Here is an 18515-nt window from a genome sequence, read left to right on the forward strand (position 1 = left end):
CAATGCAAATGCATAAGTCTACTACTAAAAGTAGAAATAAATTTGATCAGTATTTTTTAAAAGACAAAAATATAGCAAAGAAAATTGTAAGTAATCTTTCTTTTAAAAATTATGATGCAGTAGTAGAAATAGGTCCTGGATTAGGAATCCTTACTCAATATTTGTTGAATCTATATTGTCATCATCAGGTTTTTTTAATAGAAATCGATAGAAAATTAATTTCTTTTTTAAGAAAAAATTTTCCTATTTCTAAAAATAGAATTATTCATAAAGATTTCTTAAAATGGAATCCTGAAGAAATTAACTTGCAAAGTTTTGCAATTATTGGTAATTTTCCTTATAGTATTTCTTCTAAAATTTTATTTCATATATTGAAATATAATCAATACATACCAGAATGCATTGGCATGTTTCAAAAAGAAGTGGCAAAACGTATTACTTCTCATGAAGGGGAAAAAACTTATGGAATATTATCAGTTTTGGTACAAGCATTTTATGAAGTAAAATATCTTTTTACTGTAAAAAAACAAGTTTTCTTTCCTATGCCTAATGTAAAATCGGCAGTTATTTCTTTAAGAAAGAAGAATGAAGTTATTTCTTGCAACAAGGATTTATTATTCAAATGTGTCAAAACAGCTTTTAATCAAAGAAGAAAAAAATTAAAAAATTCTCTACAGTTATTTAACCATATTTCAAATTTTTATCAAATTCCATTTTTGAACAAAAGAGCAGAAGAATTATCTGTAAAAGAGTTCCTTCAATTAACAAAAGAAATAGAAATTAGAAGATGAATACTAAATTATTAAATGGAAATCAATTAGCAATAGAAATAAGAAAAGAAATTTCCAAGGAAATCGAAAAAAATATACTAAATAAAAAAAAACGTGTTCCACATCTTGGAATCATATTGACAGGAAATAATAGATCTAGTATGACATATGTCAATAGCAAAATCAAAGAGTGTCAAAATATCGGAATAAAATCTTCTTTAATTCATTTACCAGTGGGGTGTATAGAAAAAAAACTATTAGAAGAAATAAACAAAATGAATCAGAATCCATTAATAGATGGTTTTATTGTCCAATTACCTCTTGAAAAACATATCAATCAGGACAAAATAATTTTATCTATCGATCCAAATAAAGATGTAGATGGATTCCATCCTGAAAATTTTGGAAAAATGGCTTTAAACATAAAATCTTTTTTTCCTGCAACTGCATTAGGTATATTAACTCTTTTGGAAAGAAATCAAATCAAAATACCTGGAAAGCATACTGTAGTAATTGGAAGAAGTAGGATAGTCGGAAGGCCTATTAGTATTCTGATGAGCAGAAGAAGTAATTCTGGAAATAGTACGGTAACATTGACTCATAGTCATACTCCAAATATAGAAGATTACACAAAACAGGCTGATATAATTATAGTGGCAGTTGGAATTCCAAAGTTTCTTAAAGGAAGGATGATTAAAAAAGGATCTATCGTTATAGATGTAGGAATAAATAGTGCAAAAAATGAAAAAAAAATACTAGGTGACGTTGATTTTTATAGTGTTTATGGAAAAGCTTCTTATCTTACGCCTGTTCCAGGTGGAGTCGGACCTATGACTCGTGTTATGTTATTAAAAAACACTTTAATAGCTGCATTAAATAGAAAAGATGAAAAGAATTAGTTTTCCTATAAAAGAATTATTTTATTCTATTCAAGGAGAAGGACATTATTATGGAATAGCTGCATATTTCATTCGTTTTGAAGGATGCAATATAAAATGTGATTGGTGCGATACCAAAGAAAGCTGGAAAATCAAAAAAAATGATTTTATTCCAATTCATAAAATCATTGCTAATATTAGCAATAACAATCGTACAATCAAAAACATTGTAATTACTGGTGGAGAACCTATGATGTGGGATTTATATCCTTTAACAAAAATTTTGAAAAAAAAAGGATATCGTATTCATGTTGAAACTTCAGGATCCTATCCTATAAAAGAAAAATATATGGATTGGATCACAATTTCTCCCAAAAAAATAAAACTTCCTTTAGCAGAAAATTACAAAAAAACCAACGAATTAAAAATTATTATTTCTAATGAAAAAGATTTTCTTTTTGCGGAAGAACAAGCCATTCATGTAAAAACCACTAATTGTTTCCTGTTCCTACAACCTGAATGGACTAATTCAATTAATATTCTTCCAAAAATAATTTCTTACATAAAAGATAATCCAAAATGGAGGATATCTCTTCAAATTCACAAAATGTTAAATATTCCTTAATCATAATTATGAGTGTCTATTTTCCAGAATATTGATAACATCTTGTATAGAAAAACCTTTTTCATGTAAAAGAATGAGATAATGAAAAAGTAAATCTGCAGATTCATTTAAAAATAAATTTCTATTGTTATCCTTAGATTCAATAATAAGTTCCACAGCCTCTTCTCCTAATTTTTGAGATATTTTATTAATTCCTTTTTTTGATAATTGATATATATAAGAGTTTTTTTTCTGTTGATTAATTCTATTAAAAATTAAATCTTCCAAATAAAATAAAAAATTTTTTTTATTAATTTCTTTCCAACAAGTGTCTGTTCCTTTATGACAAATAGGTCCTGTAGGCTTTGCTTTAATCAACAAAGTATCTCCATCACAATCTATTAATAGATTTTTAATAAATAGATAGTTTCCACTAACTTCCCCTTTCGTCCACAATCTTTTTTTAGATCTGCTATAAAAAGTCACTTTTTTTTCATAAACACTTTTTTGATAGGCTTCTTGATTCATATAACCCATCATTAATATCTTATCTGTTTTTGCATCTTGAATAATTACAGGGATCAATCCATTTTCAAAATGGATCATTTTTTGTTGAAAATATTCTTTTTTCATAATCAAATTGTGTTTCTTACAGGTATATGAGAACGGGTTAAATAATATTTTAACTTTGGAATTTCTATTTCTCTATAATGAAATATGCTGGCAGCTAAAGCAGCATCTGCTTTTCCAATTTTGAAGATTTTATAAAAATCTTCTAATTTTCCAGCCCCACCTGAAGCAATAACTGGAGTAGAAATATTTTCGGATATTTTTCTGGTAATATCTAAAGCGAATCCATTTTTTGTCCCATCATGATTCATTGAAGTTAATAATATTTCTCCTGCTCCTCTATCAGCACCCTCTTTAGCCCAGTCTAGTGTTTTCTTTTTAGTGGAAATTCTACCACCATTTAAATATACCCACCATTCATTTTCTTCATATTTTGTATCGATAGCTAATACAATACATTGACTTCCAAATCTTTTAGAAAGTCTTTCTAAAAGATTTGGACTTTTAAAAGCTTCAGTATTAATAGATATTTTATCTGCTCCTGCATTTAATAACAATTCTACATCTTCTTCTTCTCGAATTCCTCCCCCAACTGTAAAAGGAATATTAATATGACTAGAAATATCTCTCACTAAGCTAGTTAATGTCTGACGTTTTTCATTTGTAGCTGTTATGTCCAAAAATATTAATTCATCTGCACCTTGTTTTGTATACCAACAAACTAATTTTATTGGATCTCCAGCATCTTTTAAATGTTTAAAATTAACTCCTTTTACTGTTCTTCCATTTTTAATATCTAAACAAGGTATAATCCGTTTAGCTAACATATTTAGTAGTTATTATTATTTTTTTCTTTCCAATTTCTAAGTTCTGATAACGATATCTGATTTTCATATATAGCTTTTCCAATAATGACACCTCTACAACCTAAATTGAATAATTGATCTATATCTTCTATATTTCTAATTCCGCCACTTGCTATCAATTCAATATTTGGAAATCTTTGAATAATTTCTTTGTATAAAGAAAAAGAAGGACCAGATAAAACTCCATCTCTAGATATATCTGTACAAAAAATTTTTTTGATTCCATAATTATTTTTTTCTTCTAAAAAATCCATAAATGGAATATCAAAAAATTCTGTCCATCCATTAGTTGCGATTTTTTTATTTTTAACATCTACTCCTAATAAAATTTTATCATCTCCATAAATATTGACCCATTTTTTTAAAAAGATGGGTTTTTTAACAGCAATACTGCCTACAGTTGCTATATCACCTCCATTCTCAAATACAGCACGTACGTCCTCTTCAGTATGAATTCCTCCTCCAAAATCTATAATCAAATTTGTATGTTTTGCTATTTTTTCCAAAATTTTCCAATGTACGACTTTCCCTTTTTTTGCTCCATCTAAATCTACTAAATGGAGTCTAGATATTCCATTATTTTCCAATAAAAATGCCACTTCTAGTGGATCATGATTATAAATTTTTTTCTTTTTAAAATCACCTTGTTTTAAACGAACGCACTTTCCATCAATTAAATCTATAGCTACTATAATATTCATCATTAATTATTTTTATAATCGGATAAAATTTTCTAATATTTTATGTCCTACATAAGAAGATTTTTCTGGATGAAATTGGACAGCATAAAAATTATTCTTTTGCAAAGCAGCACTGTAAGAAACTATATATTCTGTTTTTGCTGTCGTGTACTTTCCCAAAGTAGCATAATAACTATGAACAAAATATTGATAACTTCCATCTGGAATTTTTTCAAACAAAGGGCCTTTGAGTTTATGAATGGTATTCCAACCTATTTGAGGAATTTTATCATTTTTGTTTTTAGATTGAAACTTTTTAACTAACAAATCAAAAATTCCTATACATGTGGTACTACTTTCTTCTGAATATTTACAAAGTAATTGCATCCCCAAACATATTCCCAATACAGGTTGTTCTAATTCAGATAAAACCACATCCAACTTTTTTTCTTTTAAATATTTCATTGCATAATTAGCTTCTCCTACTCCTGGTAAAATAATTTTTTCCGCATTTTGAATAGATTCCATAGAATCTGTTACTATGGCTTGTACACCTATCCTTTCCAGAGAAAAAAGAACCGATTGTACATTTCCTGCAGGATATTTTATGATAATTGTTTTCATAATTTTTCATTAAAATTTTTTACAATAGTCCTTTAGAACTAGGTATTTTATTATTAAAAGAATTTTTTCTTATTGCCATTTTAATAGATTTTGCAAAGCATTTAAAAATAGATTCTATTTTGTGATGTTCATTTTTTCCTGTAGCATGAATATATAGATTGCATTTTGCAGATGAAGAAAAAGATTTAAAAAAATGATAAAACATCTCTGTAGGAACTTTTCCTATTTTTTCCCTAAAAAATTTGGCTTTCCATACTAATTGACTTCTTCCTCCAAGATCTAATGCCACTGTAGATAAACTATCCTCCATAGGAATTAAATAGAATCCATAACGTTCTATTCCTCTTTTATTTTCTAAAGATTGATTAAAAATTTCTCCTAAAGCAATTCCAGTATCTTCTATTGTATGATGTTCGTCTACATAAAGATCTCCTTTTGTTTGAATATTTAGATCTATAGAACTGTGAAAAGCTATTTGTTGTAGAAGATGATCAAAAAATCCAAGTCCTGTTTGTATATGAGCTCTTCCTTTTCCATAAAGGAAAATAGATATTTTAACATTTGTTTCTAATGTAGTACGTTGGTGTACTAATCTTTTGGTAGTAATAGACGATAAATATTCATAAATATTTTCCCAATTATCCGTTTTTAACGATATTATTTTTTTGAGATCTTTTTCTTCTATAGTAGAAAAATAATCTTTTTCTTCTTTTGTTAAATTCTTATAATGATGATTCTCCTTGATCCATATTGATTTACATCCCAGGTTTTTAGCTAGAAAAACATCATTTAATCTATCTCCAATGACAAAAGATTTAGAAATATTGTATAAATCAGATTGTAAATAAGTAGATAACATTCCTATCCCAGGTTTTCTAGTAGAAGATTTTTCTTCTGGAAAAGTTCTATCTATATGAACAGAATAAAAATCAATTCCTTCTGTTTTTAAAACATTTAAAATATGATTGTGGATAGGCCAAAATTTTTTTTCAGGAAATTGATCTGTTCCCAACCCGTCTTGGTTGGTCACCATGACTAAATTATAATTTAATTCTTGTACTATTTTTGACAAAAAAAATATAACCTTTGGATAAAAACTGATTTTTTCAATAGAATCAATTTGATACGTAGGTGGGTTTTCTCGTATGATAGTCCCATCTCTATCAATAAACAATATTTTTTTCATTACATCTTTATTTTGGAGTATTTTTTAATTTGATCTATTAAATACTCATTTTCTTCGTGAGTTCCTACTGTAATTCTTAAACAATTATTGCATAAAACAATTTTCGAACGATCTCTAACAACAATTTTTTTTTCCATTAAATATTGATAGAGATTTTTTGAAGAAAAATTAATTCTTACTAGCAAAAAATTAGCAGAACTAGGATAGACTTTACGTATAATAGGAATTTTACTTAATGATTCTTTCATATATTTTCTTTCTGAAAGAATGTTTTTTAAATGATAAAAAAATAAATCTCTATTTTCAAGAGCTTTAATAGCAATTTCTTGAGAATGAATACTTATATTGTATGGATGTTTAATTTTATTCATCCATTGAATAATGGATTCAGAAGCAATCGCGATTCCTATTCTTAAACCCGCTAAACCCCAAGATTTAGAAAGCGTTTGTAAGACAATTAAATTGGGATATTTATTAATTTCCATGGATAAAGATTTTTGATCTGAAAAATCAATATAAGCTTCATCTAAAACAACAATTCCTGTAAATTTTTTTGTAAGATTTTCAATGTTTTTTCTTTTTATATCGTTTCCTGTAGGATTATTTGGAGAACAAATAAAAATTATCTTACTATGTTGATTAACAGATTTTTCTATTTCTTCCAAATTCAATTGATATTTTTCTTTTGTAAGAGAAATTTTTACTATATCTACACCATGAATTTTTCCACTCACTTCATACATCCCATAAGTAGGGGGGAAAATTATAGCATGATCTATTTCTGGACGAGAAAAAATACGATAAATCAAATCAATAATTTCATCACTCCCATTTCCTAAAAATATTTTAGATGGAGAAATATTTTTTAAATCAGATATTTTTTCCTTTAATTCTTTCTGTAAAGGATCTGGATATCTGTTGTAAGAGTTCAAAAAGGATAAAGGAGATCCAAAAGAATTTTCATTAGCATCTAAAAAAATAGAATTTTTTTCTTTATCATGTTCTGTTCTTGCGGATATATAAGGATCCACTTTTAAAATATTGTCTCTGATTAGTGAATCAAGATCAAAATTGGAACAATTTTTATTTTGACTATTGTTCATGCATTTAAAATTCATTTTTTAATCGAATATTAATGGACTTTCTATGTGCAATTAATCCTTCTTCGGAAGATAAAATATTTACACATTCCGACAAATTTTTCAATCCTTCTTTGGATATTTTTTGAAAAGTGATTTTCTTAACAAAGCTATCTACAGATACTCCACTATAAGATTTTGCATAACCATATGTGGGTAATACATGATTTGTTCCAGAAGCATAATCACCAACACTAACTGGAGAATAATTTCCTAAAAAAACAGATCCAGCATTAATCACTTTTTCACTCCAATAGTAATCATCATTACAATTAATAATGAGATGCTCTGGAGCCACTTGATTTATAAAATTCATACATTCTTCTAAAGAAGAAAAAACAACTATTTTACTTTTTTTTAAAGATTTTTCAATAATATCTTTTTTCTTAGAAAGATGAAATAATTGTTTTGTTAATTTTTCTTTAACTTTTTCTATCCAAGATTCGTTATTTATAGTAACCAAAAGAATATAGCTTTCTGGATCATGTTCAGATTGAGATAGTAAATCAGCTGCTACATATTCTGGATTTGCTTTTTCATCAGCCATAATCACAACTTCTGAAGGACCTGCAGGCATATCTATGGATACAATTCCTTTTTGGGATACAATTTGCTTAGCTATTGTCACATAAGAATTTCCTGGACCAAATATTTTATACACGGAAGGAATACTCTCAGTACCATAAGCCATAGCAGCAATAGCTTGAACTCCTCCTACTTTATATATACGAGTAATTCCAACATATTTAGCTGTATATAAAATAGATGGATGAACATCTCCATTTTCATTTGGAGGACTACATAATATAATATTTTTACATCCAGCCAGTTTTCCTGGTATTCCTAACATTAATACAGTGGACAATAAAGGGGCGAATCCTCCAGGAATATAAAAACCTACTTTTTCTATTGGAATAGATTTTCTCCAACAAAAGGATCCTGTTGAAATTTCTATTTTTGATTCCTCATGTATCTGTTTTTGATGAAAAAACTTGATATTCTTATATGCTATATCTATAGATTTTTTTAATTTACTTGAAATTTTTATGTTTGCTTTTTGAAAATCTTCTTCTGTGACTTGAATACGTTTTATATCGACATTATCATATTTTCTTGTATAAGTTTTTACGGCTATATCTCCATAATTTTTTACATTATTAATGATAGGAATAACAAAATCTCTTAAGTGAGAAATTTCTTTCGAAGATCTATTCAAAATAGATTGACATGTTTTGTATGTAGGATGAATATACACTTGAATCATATCCATATTTTTTTATAGTATAATTTTTTCTATTGGCAATACTAATATATCCTGCGCTCCAAGTGCTTTTAAGTTTTCTATAATTCCCCAAAAATCATTCTCATTGACAACGGAATGAACCGAACTACATTCTGAATTTGCCAGGGGAAGAATAGCTGGACTTTTAATTCCTGGGAGATAAGATATTATTTTATCTAATCGTTCATTAGGAACATTTAATAGAATATACTTATTATTTTTGGCTTTTTTTACAGCTCTAATTCTAAATAATAATTTATCCATGATTAGATTTTGTGGAGAGCCTAAATGTAGATGTGATGCCAATACGGCTTCAGATTGAAGAACAGTTTCTACTTCTTTTAGTCCATTCATAAAAAGTGTAGATCCACTACTAACTAAATCGCAAATACAATCCGCTAAACCTATTCCAGGAGCTATTTCCACAGCTCCAGAGATTTCGTGAATTTCTGCATTGATATATCTTTTTTCGAAGAATTCTTGAACTAAAAAAGGATAACTTGTTGCAATTCTTTTTCCATCTAAATCATTTATATTGTTGTAAGATGAAGATTTAGGGACAGCTATAGCTAGTCTGCATTTTCCAAAACCTAAAGTCTCTCTTATTTTTATTTTTTTTCTTTTTTCCAAAAGAACATTTTTTCCTACAATTCCTATATCAGCTACTCCATCTTCTAAATATTGAGGTATATCATCGTCTCTTAGAAAAAGGATTTCTAGCGGAAAATTGAGAGCCGTTGTTTTTAATTTATCTATACCAATATTAACTTCAATGCTGCAATCTTTTAGCAACTTGATAGAGTCTTCATAAAGACGACCTGATTTTTGAATAGCTATTTTAAGTTTATCCATATAATAAGGAAAAAATAACAAAAGCTTACTCTTGTAAGCTTTTTATTGTAGATTAAATTAATGCATCACAGCAAATATAAAAACTATTTTGAATATTTTATAATTAACCTATAAGTCTCGTTTTCTCATAAATAAAAATTTACACAAAAAAATGAAAATTATTAGTTATAATATAAATGGAATAAGATCTGGAATTAATAAAGGATTATCTGATTGGATTGAAAAGAGCAATCCAGATATTTTGTGTTTTCAAGAAATAAAAGCTTTTCCAGAACAAATAGATACTTATATTTTTGATCAATTAGGATATAATCATTATTGGTTCCCTTCAATCAAAAAAGGATATAGTGGTGTAGGTATTTTATGTAAAGAGAAACCTATTCATGTGGAATACGGAATAGGATCTCCTTTTATTGATCAAGAAGGGAGGGTATTACGTATAGATTTGAAAAAAATGTCAGTAATTAGTCTTTATCTTCCTTCAGGAAATAACATGAAAAAGAGATTAAGTTTCAAATTTTTTTTTATGAAAAAATTTTTTTTTCATGTGAAAAAAATCATAAATGAATTGAATAATCTCATTATTTGTGGTGATTATAATATTTGTCATCATGAAATAGATATTTATAATCCTATTAAAAACCAAGAAATTTCAGGTTTTTTACCAGAAGAAAGGGAATGGATGACTCATTTTCTAGATTTAGGATTCATAGACAGTTTTAGAAACTGTGTTAAAGAAGCACATCATTATAGTTGGTGGAGTTATCGTTTTAATGCTAGAAAAAATAATAAAGGTTGGAGGATTGATTATGTTATGGTTAGCTATTCTTTGAAAGAAAAAATTAGGAAAGCTTCCTTATTGTCGGATGTAAAGTTCTCCGATCATTGTCCTGCTGTATTAGAAATGACCTGACTGGGATTCGAACCCAGGACCCTTACATTAAAAGTGTAATGCTCTACCAGCTGAGCTATCAGGTCTGAAAAAAATTAAAATAATCACTGAAAAAACAAATATACTATAAATTTATTTTTTTATGAAAATCACTTTAATAGGATACATGGGGAGTGGAAAAACTTCTATAGGAAAAAGATTATCTAAGGAAATAAATTTAAATTTCTATGATTTAGATACTATTCTCGTTGAAAGTAAAAAAGAGTCAATTTATAATCTTTTTAAAAAAGAAGGAGAACTTTCTTTTAGAAAAATAGAACATTTGATGTTAAAAAAAGTTTTAAAAAAGAAAGATGAATATGTTTTATCCGTTGGAGGAGGAACTCCTTGTTTTTACAACAATATTTATTTACTAAATAAATATTCAAAAACATTTTATTTAAGAACAAATAGTTATACTCTATTTAAAAGATTATTTTTTGAAAAAAAAACAAGACCTTTGATTGCTCATTTATCAAAAAAAGAATTGTTTCAATTTATTATGAAGCATTTGTTCCAAAGAACTTATTTCTATGAAAAATCTTCTGAAAAAATTAATACAAGTAAAAAATCTAAAAATGATATAGTTAAAGAAATTATTAAGTTTATTTATTATAGAAAATGAAAACATATGATCATGTTTTTCTAGAAAAAATTAGAAAATATTTTTCATTTCAAATAAAAAAGAAAGTATGTGTTGCTGTAAGTGGAGGATTAGATAGTATGGTTCTTATTAATGTATTACTTGATCTTTCTAACATTGAATTAGAAGCTGCTCATTGTAATTTCACACTAAGAAATAAAGAATCTAATGAAGATGAAGTTTTTATAAGAAAATTTTGTGCAAAAAAAAGTATCATATGCCATGTTAAAAAATTTGATACTTTGAATTTTTCTAAAAAAAATAAATTTTCTATACAAATGGCAGCTAGAAAACTTAGATATGATTGGTTTTCTGAATTATTAAAAAATAATTTATATGAGTACATAGTATTAGCACATCATCTTAATGATTCTATAGAAACTTTTTTCCTAAACATTTTGAGAGGAACTGGAATTAAAGGATTGTTAGGAATTCCTAAAAAAAATGAGAAATTTATACGTCCTCTTTCTGATTTCACTAAAGAAGAAATTTTACATTATGCTAAAATCAAAAATATAAAATGGAGATCGGATAGTAGTAATCAAGAAACTAAATATTTGAGAAATCAGATTCGTTTAATTTTATCTCAGTTTTCCTCTTTTTCATCTTTTTTTTATAAGGGGTTTAAAAAAACCATAGATCATCTTCACGATGAAAATTTTTTAATAGAAGAAAAAATTAAAAAAGTATATCATGAAATTACATTGGAAAAAAAAGATGATCCATTTTTTTGGAAAGTTGAATGTCATAAAATCAAAAAATTGAAACCTTTATCTTTTTATTTATTTAAATTATTTTCTCAATATGGATTTGACGATGTCAAAAGTTTAAAATCTCTTATTTATGCGCAATCTGGGAAGCAACTTATATCAAAAAAATATCGTATTATCAAAAATAGAAATAATTGGATTTTAATTTCCAATGAATTATTATCAGAAAATAAAAATAAAACTTATGTGATACAGGATTTTAAAAATGTTTGTTTACCCATTGATATTAAGTTTTTTTTTAATCCAAAAAAAGAAGATAGAAAAAAAATGTTTCTTGTAGATTTTGAAAAAATTCAATTTCCATTGCTATTAAGAACATGGAAAAAAGGAGACTTTTTTTTCCCATTTAAAATGAAAGGGAAAAAAAAATTAAGCAAGTATTATAAAGAAAAAAAATTTTCTCTTTTAGAAAAAGAACAAACATGGTTATTAATTAATGGAAATGGGTATATTATTTTGATTGTAGGAAATCGTTTAGATGATAGATTTAAGATAACAGAAAAAACAAAAAAAATATTAGGAATAAAAATATAATTGAGTTATTATCTATTAGTCTTACAATTTCAATTAGTATTTTTTTTAATTTTGAAAAGAATTAGTTGTTCGATTTATGAAAATACATAATTTCAATGCAGGCCCTTCTATTTTACCCCAAGAAGTTGTCAGAAAATCAGCTCAATCTGTAATTGATTTTAATGGGACCGGATTATCTTTACTTGAGATTTCTCATAGAAGTATAGACTTTTTAGAAATAATAGAAAAAACTACTTGTTTAGTAAAAAAAGTGATGAATTTGAATGATGATTATGCTATTTTATTTCTTCAAGGAGGAGCTACATTGCAATTTTCAATGGTTCCATATAATTTAATGGATCAAGAAGCAGCTTATTTAGATACAGGATTTTGGGCCAAAAATGCTATTAAGGAAGCAAAAAGATTTGGAAAAGTAAAAATTTTATTTTCTGGAAAAGATCAAAATTATACACATATATCAAAAAATTATCAAATTCCATATCATGTAGATTATTTTCATTGCACGTCTAATAATACAATTGTTGGAACACAAATGAAAACATTTCCTCAAACATCTGTTCCAATAGTTTGTGATATGTCTTCTGATATTTTTAGTAGGAAATTAAATTTTTTACAATTCAGTTTAATTTATGCTTCTGCACAAAAGAATGTAAGTTCTGCTGGAATGACTATCGTAATAGTGAGAAAAAATGTTTTAGGAAAAATCGAAAAAAACATTCCTTCTTATATGGATTATAAAATTCATATACAAAATAAAAGTATTTTAAATACTCCAAACGTTTTTTCTATTTATACTTCCATGTTAACTTTGGAATGGATAGAAAAAAAAGGAGGTCTTTCTATTTTAGAAATAGAAAATAAATATAAAGCTAAATTGTTATATGATGAAATAGATCAAAATAATTTATTTGAAAATAAAATACATAAAGAAGATCGTTCTAATATGAACGTTTCCTTTTTTTTAAAGGATAAAAAATTAGAAAAAGAATTTAATAAAATGTGGAGAAAAGAAAATATTGTTGGATTAGATGGACATAGATTTTTAGGAGGATATAGAGCCAGCATATACAATGCTCTTCCGTTGAAAAGTGTTCAATTTTTAATTGAAATCATGAAAGAATTCGAAATAAAATTTTCATCATGATAGAAAATAGATTTTTTCACATCAAAAAATTGATTCCAAAAAATATAAAAATTTTAGCAGTTTCTAAGAGTCAAGATATTTCTTCCATAGAAAAATTATACAAATTAGGACATAGAGATTTTGGAGAAAATTATGTTCAAGAAATGATGGAGAAATATAAAAAATTGCCTAAAGATATTCATTGGCATATGATTGGAAGAATTCAAAGCAATAAATTAAAATATATAATACCTTTTATTCATTTAATTCATAGTGTTCAAAAACTAGAACAAATTCAAAAAATTAATAAAATTGCGCTAAAACACAATAAAATTATTAATTGTCTTTTGCAAATAAAAATTTGTAAAGAAAAAAGTAAATCTGGAATCAACGATCAAGAAGCCTGTAATATATTGGAAAATTCAATTTATAAATCGATGAATAACGTAAAAATAATAGGAATAATGGGAATGTCTTCTTTTCAAGATCTTAAAAAAGTTCACAATGAATTTTTATATTTACGTAATTTATATAATGAGTACAAAAAAAAATATGGACATTATGTCCTTTCTATGGGAATGAGTCGAGATTATAACATAGCCATAAAATATGGGAGTACAATTATTCGATTAGGAACCTCTCTTTTTGGAGAAAGAATTATTCTATAATAGACTTTATATATTTTTTGATGCTTTCTTCCAACTGATTTTCATTTAATGATTGAATAAAAGAACTTCCGATAATTCCTCCATTTGCGTATTGACATGATAAATCAAAAGTTTTTTTGTCCTTTATTCCAAAACCAATTAATTTAGGAATATTTATAGACAATTTTTTTACACGTTTAAAAAACGATATTTGTTCTTCTCCAAAAGAATCATCAACTTTTCCTGTTGTTGAATTAGAAGAAACCAAATATAAAAAACCATCAGTTATTCTGCTTAACATATAAATTCTAGATGAATCAGTTTGTGGAGTGATCAAAAATATCATTGACAATAAATATTTTTTAAATAAATTTTGGTATTTTTCCACAAACAAATCAACAGGAAGATCTGGAAGAATTAATCCTTCGATCCCTGATTTTTTACATTTATTTAAAAATTTTTCTTCTCCAAACTTGTAAAATTGATTGTAATACCCCATAAGAATAATAGGGATTTTTATTTTTTCTTTGAATTTTTCTATTTGAGAAAATAATAAAGAAACATTCATTCCATTATTCAATGAAGTTTGATTACTATTTTGAATAATCATTCCATCTGCCAAAGGATCAGAATAAGGTATCCCTATTTCTATTAAATCAACAGGAAAATCCTGCAGTGTTTTAATTATTTTTACAGTGCTATTTATATTAGGAAATCCAGCTGTAAAATAAATGCATAATATGTTTTCATTTTTATTTCTAAATAAATTATGTATTTTGTTCATCATTTGAAAATTTGGTAAAAAACTTATCGTAAACATTGATATCTTTATCTCCTCTACCAGATAGAGTAACAACAACTAAATCCATTTTTTTAAATGGTATTTTTTTTAACGCAGCTAATGCATGAGAGCTTTCTAAAGCTGGGATGATTCCTTCTAATCGGGTCAATTCATATCCTGCTTGCAAAGCTTCTTCATCCGTAGAATGCAAAAAACTAACACGTTTTTTTACAAAAAGATTAGCAAACATAGGTCCTATTCCCGGATAATCTAATCCAGGAGATATTGAATGAGCAGGAAGAACTTGCCCTTCTTCATCTTGTAAAAGCATTGTCATACATCCATGTAATATTCCTTTAGATCCACAGTGAATAGCTGCAGCTGTTTTTTTTGTTTTTATACCTAATCCTGCAGCTTCTACTGCTACAAGATTCACTGAATCATTATCCAAAAAGTGATAAAAAGATCCTGCAGCATTACTTCCACCTCCTATGCAGGCAACTACATAATTAGGAAAAGAAGATCCTTCCTTTTCTTTTAACTGAATCTTAATTTCTTCACTAATAATAGACTGAATATCTGCAACCATTTGAGGATAAGGATGAGGACCAACCGTAGAACCTATTAAATAATAACATTCTGGATGGTTAATCCAATAACGAATAGCTTCGTTAACCGCATCTTTCAACGTTTTATCTCCACTACAAACAGAAATAACTTCGGCTCCAAGAGATTTCATTCTCAGAACATTCGTATATTGACGATGGATATCCGTTTCTCCCATAAAAACAATACATTTTAAATCCATTAATGCACAAGTAGTAGCAGTTGCTACTCCATGTTGTCCAGCTCCTGTTTCAGCAATAATCTTTTTTTTTCCCAATTTTTTTGCTAATAAAGCTTGACCTATAGTATTGTTAATTTTATGCGATCCTGTGTAATTTAGATCTTCTCTTTTTAGGTAAATCTTAGCTTTATATTTATCAGAATATTTTTTACAAAAAAATAAAGGTGTAGGTCTTCCTGCATAATTTTTTAGTGTTTCTTTATACGATTTCTGAAATTCAAAACTTGTAATAAATTTTTTATATTTATTTTGCAATTCTGTTATATTCCTATGCAACATTTCAGGAATAAAAGCTCCTCCAAACTCTCCATAATATCCATTTTTGTCAACAAAATATTTCATAATTCTCTTATTTTTTTTATAAAGGAATTTAATGCAATGCTATCTTTTTTTCCTGGAAAAATTTCAAATTGACTATTTACATCAACAGCGAACATTTTTGAATGTGAAAAGTTTTTAATTTTATCAAAATCGTTTATTCCAATTCCTCCACTTAAAAAAAATGGAATTTCAAAATTATATTCATCAAGTTTTTTCCAACAAAATTTTGTTCCGCTACCCCCATAGTTAATTGTATTATTATCAAATAGAAAATAAGTACAAAAAGGAATGTAATTCATTATGTTTTTAAAAGAAAAAAAATCATCTATTCTAAAAGCTTTAATTAATTTTAATCTATTATTGAATAATCTTTCACAATAAAAAGGACTTTCTGTTCCATGCAATTGAATAAAATCCAGTTTATTTTTTTTACTCATTTTCAATACATTTTTTTCTGATTCATTTACGAAAACTCCAATTTTTAATATTTCTTTTTTTAATTTTGGAATAACAAAATCAAAACCTACAAATCGAGGAGAATTAGGATAAAATATAAAACCCATAAAATCAGGTAGCAAATCTGAAATTTTTTGTATTTGAAATTTTAGACCACATATTTTTATTTTTAATGATTTATATTTCATAATGATTTATATTTCATAATGATTTATATTTCATAATGAATTGATTTCAAATAAAGATTTTATAAAATTTCTACAAATTTTTCCAGGATCTTTTCTTTTCATAAAATATTCTCCAATTAAAAAACCTTCAAAACCTTTTTTCCTTAATTCAAGAATAATATTTACATTATCTATTCCGCTCTCTGCTATTTTTATATAATTATCAGGAATTCTTGAAGATAATTTCAAACAATTATCATAATCTACAATAAATGTTTGTAAATCTCGATTATTAATTCCCACAATATCTAATTCTTCTGTTATTTTATCAATTTCAAATTCATTATGAATTTCTATAATGGTTTCTAAATCAATACTTTTTGCAAGTTTTGAAAAATTTTCTATTTGACTTTTAGAAAGAATACCAGCAATCAATAAAATAACATCAGCTCCTATAGATTTAGATTCTATAATCTGGTATTCATCTATAATAAAATCTTTTCTGAGTATAGGAGTGGAAACTATAGAACGTGATTTTTTTAAATCTTCATTTTTTCCAGAAAAAAAATTCTTGTCTGTAAGAATAGATATTCCACTAACTCCTGATAACTCGTAATCTTTGACTACTTTTTCTACTGGAACTATGTTGTTTATAATTCCTTTGGATGGAGACTTGGATTTAAATTCTGCAATAATACCAGTTCTGCTCTCCTTTAGTCTTTTAACTAAAGAAAACTTTTTTCTTTTGAAAAAAAAACTATTTTCCAATTCTTTTATAGGATAGAGTCTTCTGTTGTTATAGACTTCTTTTTTCTTAACAGATACTATTTTTCCAAGAATATTCATAAACTCAATAATTTTTTGAGAATATTCTTTGCTTTTCCACTTTTTAAAGATCGTTTTGCCTTATCATAATTATTCTCAAGACTGTCTTTATTGAGTAAACTCAATGCAAATGTAGCATTTATCAAAACAACTTCATTTTGAGCTAAAGTTCCTTCTCCTGATAAAATTCTAATGAATATACGAATATTTTCTTCTGTATTTTTTCCTCCTTTTAATTCATCAGGATTCACTTTTATTTTATTTTTTTTATCTATTCCCAATTTTTCTATAGAATAGAATTTTTCTCCTTTTGGAGTATAACATTTCATATCACTAGTAAGTGTTATTTCATCATAACCATCTATGCTATGAATAATAGCATAATTATTTTTTGTATTTTGGTACATATAATAATAAATTCTGGCTAATTCTAAATTAGAAACTCCTAATAATTGATTTTTTGGTTCTCCTGGATTGATTATTGGACCAAGTGTATTAAAAATAGTTCTAATTCCTAATTCTTTTCTTGTTCCAGATATAATATTTAAAACTGGATGGAATATAGGTGCATGTAGATAACAAAACCCAACTTTATCCAACTGATTTTTTAAATTATCTTCTTTATTCGTGAAATGATATCCTAACTCTTTTAAAAGATTTGAAGATCCAGTTATCGAGGAAGAACTAAAACTTCCATGTTTCATCACTTTTTCTCCTGATCCTGCTACTATAAAACATGCTAAGGTAGAAATATTAAAGGTATTTTTTCTATCTCCACCTGTTCCTACTATATCAACAGCATTGAATTCTTTGAGATTTACTTTGATGCATAATTCCATGAATGCTTGTCTAAAGCCTACTATTTCTTCTAATGTAGGTGTTCTCATGTTATATATAGTAGTTAAAGCCACTACTTGAGAATTATTAATTTTTCCTTTAGATAATTCCATAATAAGATCCTTAGCCTCCTGTTTTGTTAAAGTTTTTTCTAAAAAAAGATTTTCTAATATTTTTTTCAT

General features: G+C 26.4%; 21 protein-coding genes and 1 tRNA gene. 8 read left to right on the plus strand and 14 right to left on the minus strand.

Annotated features, from left to right (window positions below; genetic code table 11):
* The first annotated feature begins 2 nt into the window (after positions 1-2).
* From rsmA to H0H67_RS01005, 3 genes are read left to right on the plus strand one after another with little or no spacing between them, the layout of a single operon-like run.
* Complete coding sequence (rsmA, locus tag H0H67_RS00995; protein WP_185859596.1) at positions 3-791, plus strand: 16S rRNA (adenine(1518)-N(6)/adenine(1519)-N(6))-dimethyltransferase RsmA; 789 nt, start codon at positions 3-5, stop codon at positions 789-791.
* On the plus strand, positions 788-1669 hold the full coding sequence (locus H0H67_RS01000) for a bifunctional 5,10-methylenetetrahydrofolate dehydrogenase/5,10-methenyltetrahydrofolate cyclohydrolase (RefSeq protein ID WP_185859486.1): 882 nt from the start codon (positions 788-790) through the stop codon (positions 1667-1669). The genes rsmA and H0H67_RS01000 overlap by 4 nt, the downstream gene beginning before the upstream one ends.
* Entirely contained in the window at positions 1656-2273 is a 618-nt protein-coding gene (locus H0H67_RS01005) for a 7-carboxy-7-deazaguanine synthase QueE (protein WP_185859487.1), read from the plus strand. The genes H0H67_RS01000 and H0H67_RS01005 overlap by 14 nt, the downstream gene beginning before the upstream one ends.
* A 6-nt stretch (positions 2274-2279) precedes the next feature.
* Here H0H67_RS01005 and hisIE read toward each other — a convergent pair whose 3' ends face one another.
* The 8 genes from hisIE to hisG are packed head-to-tail and all read right to left on the minus strand — an operon-like array spanning position 2280 to position 9451.
* Positions 2280-2885: a bifunctional phosphoribosyl-AMP cyclohydrolase/phosphoribosyl-ATP diphosphatase HisIE gene (hisIE, locus tag H0H67_RS01010; protein WP_185859488.1), complete on the minus strand. Its 606-nt coding sequence runs from the start codon at positions 2883-2885 to the stop codon at positions 2280-2282.
* Between the two features lie 2 nt (positions 2886-2887).
* Positions 2888-3649 carry an imidazole glycerol phosphate synthase subunit HisF gene (gene hisF / locus H0H67_RS01015; protein ID WP_185859489.1) on the minus strand — a complete coding sequence of 254 codons (762 nt, stop codon included), beginning with the start codon at positions 3647-3649 and terminating at the stop codon, positions 2888-2890.
* A 2-nt stretch (positions 3650-3651) separates the two neighbouring features.
* The gene (gene hisA / locus H0H67_RS01020) at positions 3652-4389 is read right to left on the minus strand and encodes a 1-(5-phosphoribosyl)-5-[(5-phosphoribosylamino)methylideneamino]imidazole-4-carboxamide isomerase (RefSeq protein ID WP_185859490.1); all 738 of its coding nucleotides are present in this window, start codon (positions 4387-4389) and stop codon (positions 3652-3654) included.
* 12 nt (positions 4390-4401) lie between these two features.
* Positions 4402-4992 carry an imidazole glycerol phosphate synthase subunit HisH gene (gene hisH, locus H0H67_RS01025; RefSeq protein ID WP_185859491.1) on the minus strand — a complete coding sequence of 197 codons (591 nt, stop codon included), beginning with the start codon at positions 4990-4992 and terminating at the stop codon, positions 4402-4404.
* 19 nt (positions 4993-5011) lie between these two features.
* Positions 5012-6178: a bifunctional histidinol-phosphatase/imidazoleglycerol-phosphate dehydratase HisB gene (hisB, locus tag H0H67_RS01030; RefSeq protein WP_185859492.1), complete on the minus strand. Its 1167-nt coding sequence runs from the start codon at positions 6176-6178 to the stop codon at positions 5012-5014.
* Positions 6178-7281 (minus strand): histidinol-phosphate transaminase, encoded by a 1104-nt coding sequence (gene hisC, locus H0H67_RS01035; RefSeq protein ID WP_238784583.1) that lies wholly within the window; start codon positions 7279-7281, stop codon positions 6178-6180. Before hisC ends, hisB begins: the two co-directional genes overlap by 1 nt.
* A gap of 4 nt (positions 7282-7285) precedes the next feature.
* Positions 7286-8581: a histidinol dehydrogenase gene (hisD, locus tag H0H67_RS01040; protein ID WP_455737546.1), complete on the minus strand. Its 1296-nt coding sequence runs from the start codon at positions 8579-8581 to the stop codon at positions 7286-7288.
* Positions 8582-8593: 12 nt separating this feature from the next.
* Entirely contained in the window at positions 8594-9451 is an 858-nt protein-coding gene (hisG, locus tag H0H67_RS01045) for an ATP phosphoribosyltransferase (RefSeq protein WP_185859495.1), read from the minus strand.
* A 151-nt stretch (positions 9452-9602) separates the two neighbouring features.
* Between hisG and H0H67_RS01050 the strand changes: the two genes are divergently transcribed.
* Entirely contained in the window at positions 9603-10364 is a 762-nt protein-coding gene (locus tag H0H67_RS01050) for an exodeoxyribonuclease III (RefSeq protein ID WP_185859496.1), read from the plus strand.
* On the opposite strand, the gene H0H67_RS01055 is transcribed toward H0H67_RS01050, so the two are convergent.
* A tRNA-Lys gene (locus H0H67_RS01055) sits at positions 10357-10429 on the minus strand. The two genes, H0H67_RS01050 and H0H67_RS01055, sit on opposite strands and share 8 nt — an antisense overlap.
* 56 nt (positions 10430-10485) lie before the next feature.
* Between H0H67_RS01055 and H0H67_RS01060 the strand changes: the two genes are divergently transcribed.
* From H0H67_RS01060 to H0H67_RS01075, 4 genes are all read left to right on the plus strand, one after another.
* A complete protein-coding gene (locus H0H67_RS01060; RefSeq protein ID WP_185859497.1) occupies positions 10486-11007 on the plus strand; it encodes a shikimate kinase in 522 nt (173 codons plus the stop codon).
* A complete protein-coding gene (tilS, locus tag H0H67_RS01065) occupies positions 11004-12329 on the plus strand; it encodes a tRNA lysidine(34) synthetase TilS (protein ID WP_185859498.1) in 1326 nt (441 codons plus the stop codon). Before H0H67_RS01060 ends, tilS begins: the two co-directional genes overlap by 4 nt.
* Positions 12330-12405: 76 nt before the next feature.
* On the plus strand, positions 12406-13473 hold the full coding sequence (serC, locus tag H0H67_RS01070) for a 3-phosphoserine/phosphohydroxythreonine transaminase (RefSeq protein ID WP_185859499.1): 1068 nt from the start codon (positions 12406-12408) through the stop codon (positions 13471-13473).
* Positions 13470-14120, plus strand: coding sequence for a YggS family pyridoxal phosphate-dependent enzyme (locus H0H67_RS01075; protein ID WP_185859500.1), 651 nt, complete (start codon positions 13470-13472; stop codon positions 14118-14120). Before serC ends, H0H67_RS01075 begins: the two co-directional genes overlap by 4 nt.
* On the opposite strand, the gene trpA is transcribed toward H0H67_RS01075, so the two are convergent.
* Genes trpA through trpD form a run of 5 tightly spaced genes read right to left on the minus strand, consistent with a single transcriptional unit; the run spans position 14110 to position 18515 of the window.
* Positions 14110-14883, minus strand: coding sequence for a tryptophan synthase subunit alpha (gene trpA, locus H0H67_RS01080; protein ID WP_185859501.1), 774 nt, complete (start codon positions 14881-14883; stop codon positions 14110-14112). The genes H0H67_RS01075 and trpA overlap by 11 nt on opposite strands.
* A complete protein-coding gene (gene trpB, locus H0H67_RS01085) occupies positions 14867-16069 on the minus strand; it encodes a tryptophan synthase subunit beta (protein WP_185859502.1) in 1203 nt (400 codons plus the stop codon). Before trpB ends, trpA begins: the two co-directional genes overlap by 17 nt.
* Positions 16066-16692, minus strand: coding sequence for a phosphoribosylanthranilate isomerase (trpF, locus tag H0H67_RS01090; protein WP_185859503.1), 627 nt, complete (start codon positions 16690-16692; stop codon positions 16066-16068). The genes trpB and trpF overlap by 4 nt, the downstream gene beginning before the upstream one ends.
* Before the next feature lie 30 nt (positions 16693-16722).
* The gene (trpC, locus tag H0H67_RS01095) at positions 16723-17517 is read right to left on the minus strand and encodes an indole-3-glycerol phosphate synthase TrpC (RefSeq protein ID WP_185859504.1); all 795 of its coding nucleotides are present in this window, start codon (positions 17515-17517) and stop codon (positions 16723-16725) included.
* The gene (gene trpD, locus H0H67_RS01100) at positions 17514-18515 is read right to left on the minus strand and encodes an anthranilate phosphoribosyltransferase (protein WP_185859597.1); all 1002 of its coding nucleotides are present in this window, start codon (positions 18513-18515) and stop codon (positions 17514-17516) included. The genes trpC and trpD overlap by 4 nt, the downstream gene beginning before the upstream one ends.

The sequence above is a fragment of the Blattabacterium cuenoti genome, assembly GCF_014251575.1.
GTDB classification, from domain to species: Bacteria; Bacteroidota; Bacteroidia; order Flavobacteriales; family Blattabacteriaceae; genus Blattabacterium; species Blattabacterium cuenoti_N.

Excerpts from the sequence above, each read along its gene's own strand:
- rsmA (WP_185859596.1), top strand. The coding sequence starts at position 3 with ATGCAAATGCATAAGTCTACTACTAAAAGTAGAAATAAATTTGATCAG.
- H0H67_RS01000 (WP_185859486.1), top strand. The coding sequence starts at position 788 with ATGAATACTAAATTATTAAATGGAAATCAATTAGCAATAGAAATAAGA.
- H0H67_RS01005 (WP_185859487.1), top strand. The coding sequence starts at position 1,656 with ATGAAAAGAATTAGTTTTCCTATAAAAGAATTATTTTATTCTATTCAA.
- hisIE (WP_185859488.1), bottom strand. The coding sequence starts at position 2,885 with ATGAAAAAAGAATATTTTCAACAAAAAATGATCCATTTTGAAAATGGA.
- hisF (WP_185859489.1), bottom strand. The coding sequence starts at position 3,649 with ATGTTAGCTAAACGGATTATACCTTGTTTAGATATTAAAAATGGAAGA.
- hisA (WP_185859490.1), bottom strand. The coding sequence starts at position 4,389 with ATGAATATTATAGTAGCTATAGATTTAATTGATGGAAAGTGCGTTCGT.
- hisH (WP_185859491.1), bottom strand. The coding sequence starts at position 4,992 with ATGAAAACAATTATCATAAAATATCCTGCAGGAAATGTACAATCGGTT.
- hisB (WP_185859492.1), bottom strand. The coding sequence starts at position 6,178 with ATGAAAAAAATATTGTTTATTGATAGAGATGGGACTATCATACGAGAA.
- hisC (WP_238784583.1), bottom strand. The coding sequence starts at position 7,281 with ATGAACAATAGTCAAAATAAAAATTGTTCCAATTTTGATCTTGATTCA.
- hisD (WP_455737546.1), bottom strand. The coding sequence starts at position 8,581 with ATGATTCAAGTGTATATTCATCCTACATACAAAACATGTCAATCTATT.
- hisG (WP_185859495.1), bottom strand. The coding sequence starts at position 9,451 with ATGGATAAACTTAAAATAGCTATTCAAAAATCAGGTCGTCTTTATGAA.
- H0H67_RS01050 (WP_185859496.1), top strand. The coding sequence starts at position 9,603 with ATGAAAATTATTAGTTATAATATAAATGGAATAAGATCTGGAATTAAT.
- H0H67_RS01060 (WP_185859497.1), top strand. The coding sequence starts at position 10,486 with ATGAAAATCACTTTAATAGGATACATGGGGAGTGGAAAAACTTCTATA.
- tilS (WP_185859498.1), top strand. The coding sequence starts at position 11,004 with ATGAAAACATATGATCATGTTTTTCTAGAAAAAATTAGAAAATATTTT.
- serC (WP_185859499.1), top strand. The coding sequence starts at position 12,406 with ATGAAAATACATAATTTCAATGCAGGCCCTTCTATTTTACCCCAAGAA.
- H0H67_RS01075 (WP_185859500.1), top strand. The coding sequence starts at position 13,470 with ATGATAGAAAATAGATTTTTTCACATCAAAAAATTGATTCCAAAAAAT.
- trpA (WP_185859501.1), bottom strand. The coding sequence starts at position 14,883 with ATGAACAAAATACATAATTTATTTAGAAATAAAAATGAAAACATATTA.
- trpB (WP_185859502.1), bottom strand. The coding sequence starts at position 16,069 with ATGAAATATTTTGTTGACAAAAATGGATATTATGGAGAGTTTGGAGGA.
- trpF (WP_185859503.1), bottom strand. The coding sequence starts at position 16,692 with ATGAAATATAAATCATTAAAAATAAAAATATGTGGTCTAAAATTTCAA.
- trpC (WP_185859504.1), bottom strand. The coding sequence starts at position 17,517 with ATGAATATTCTTGGAAAAATAGTATCTGTTAAGAAAAAAGAAGTCTAT.
- trpD (WP_185859597.1), bottom strand. The coding sequence starts at position 18,515 with ATGAAAAAAATATTAGAAAATCTTTTTTTAGAAAAAACTTTAACAAAA.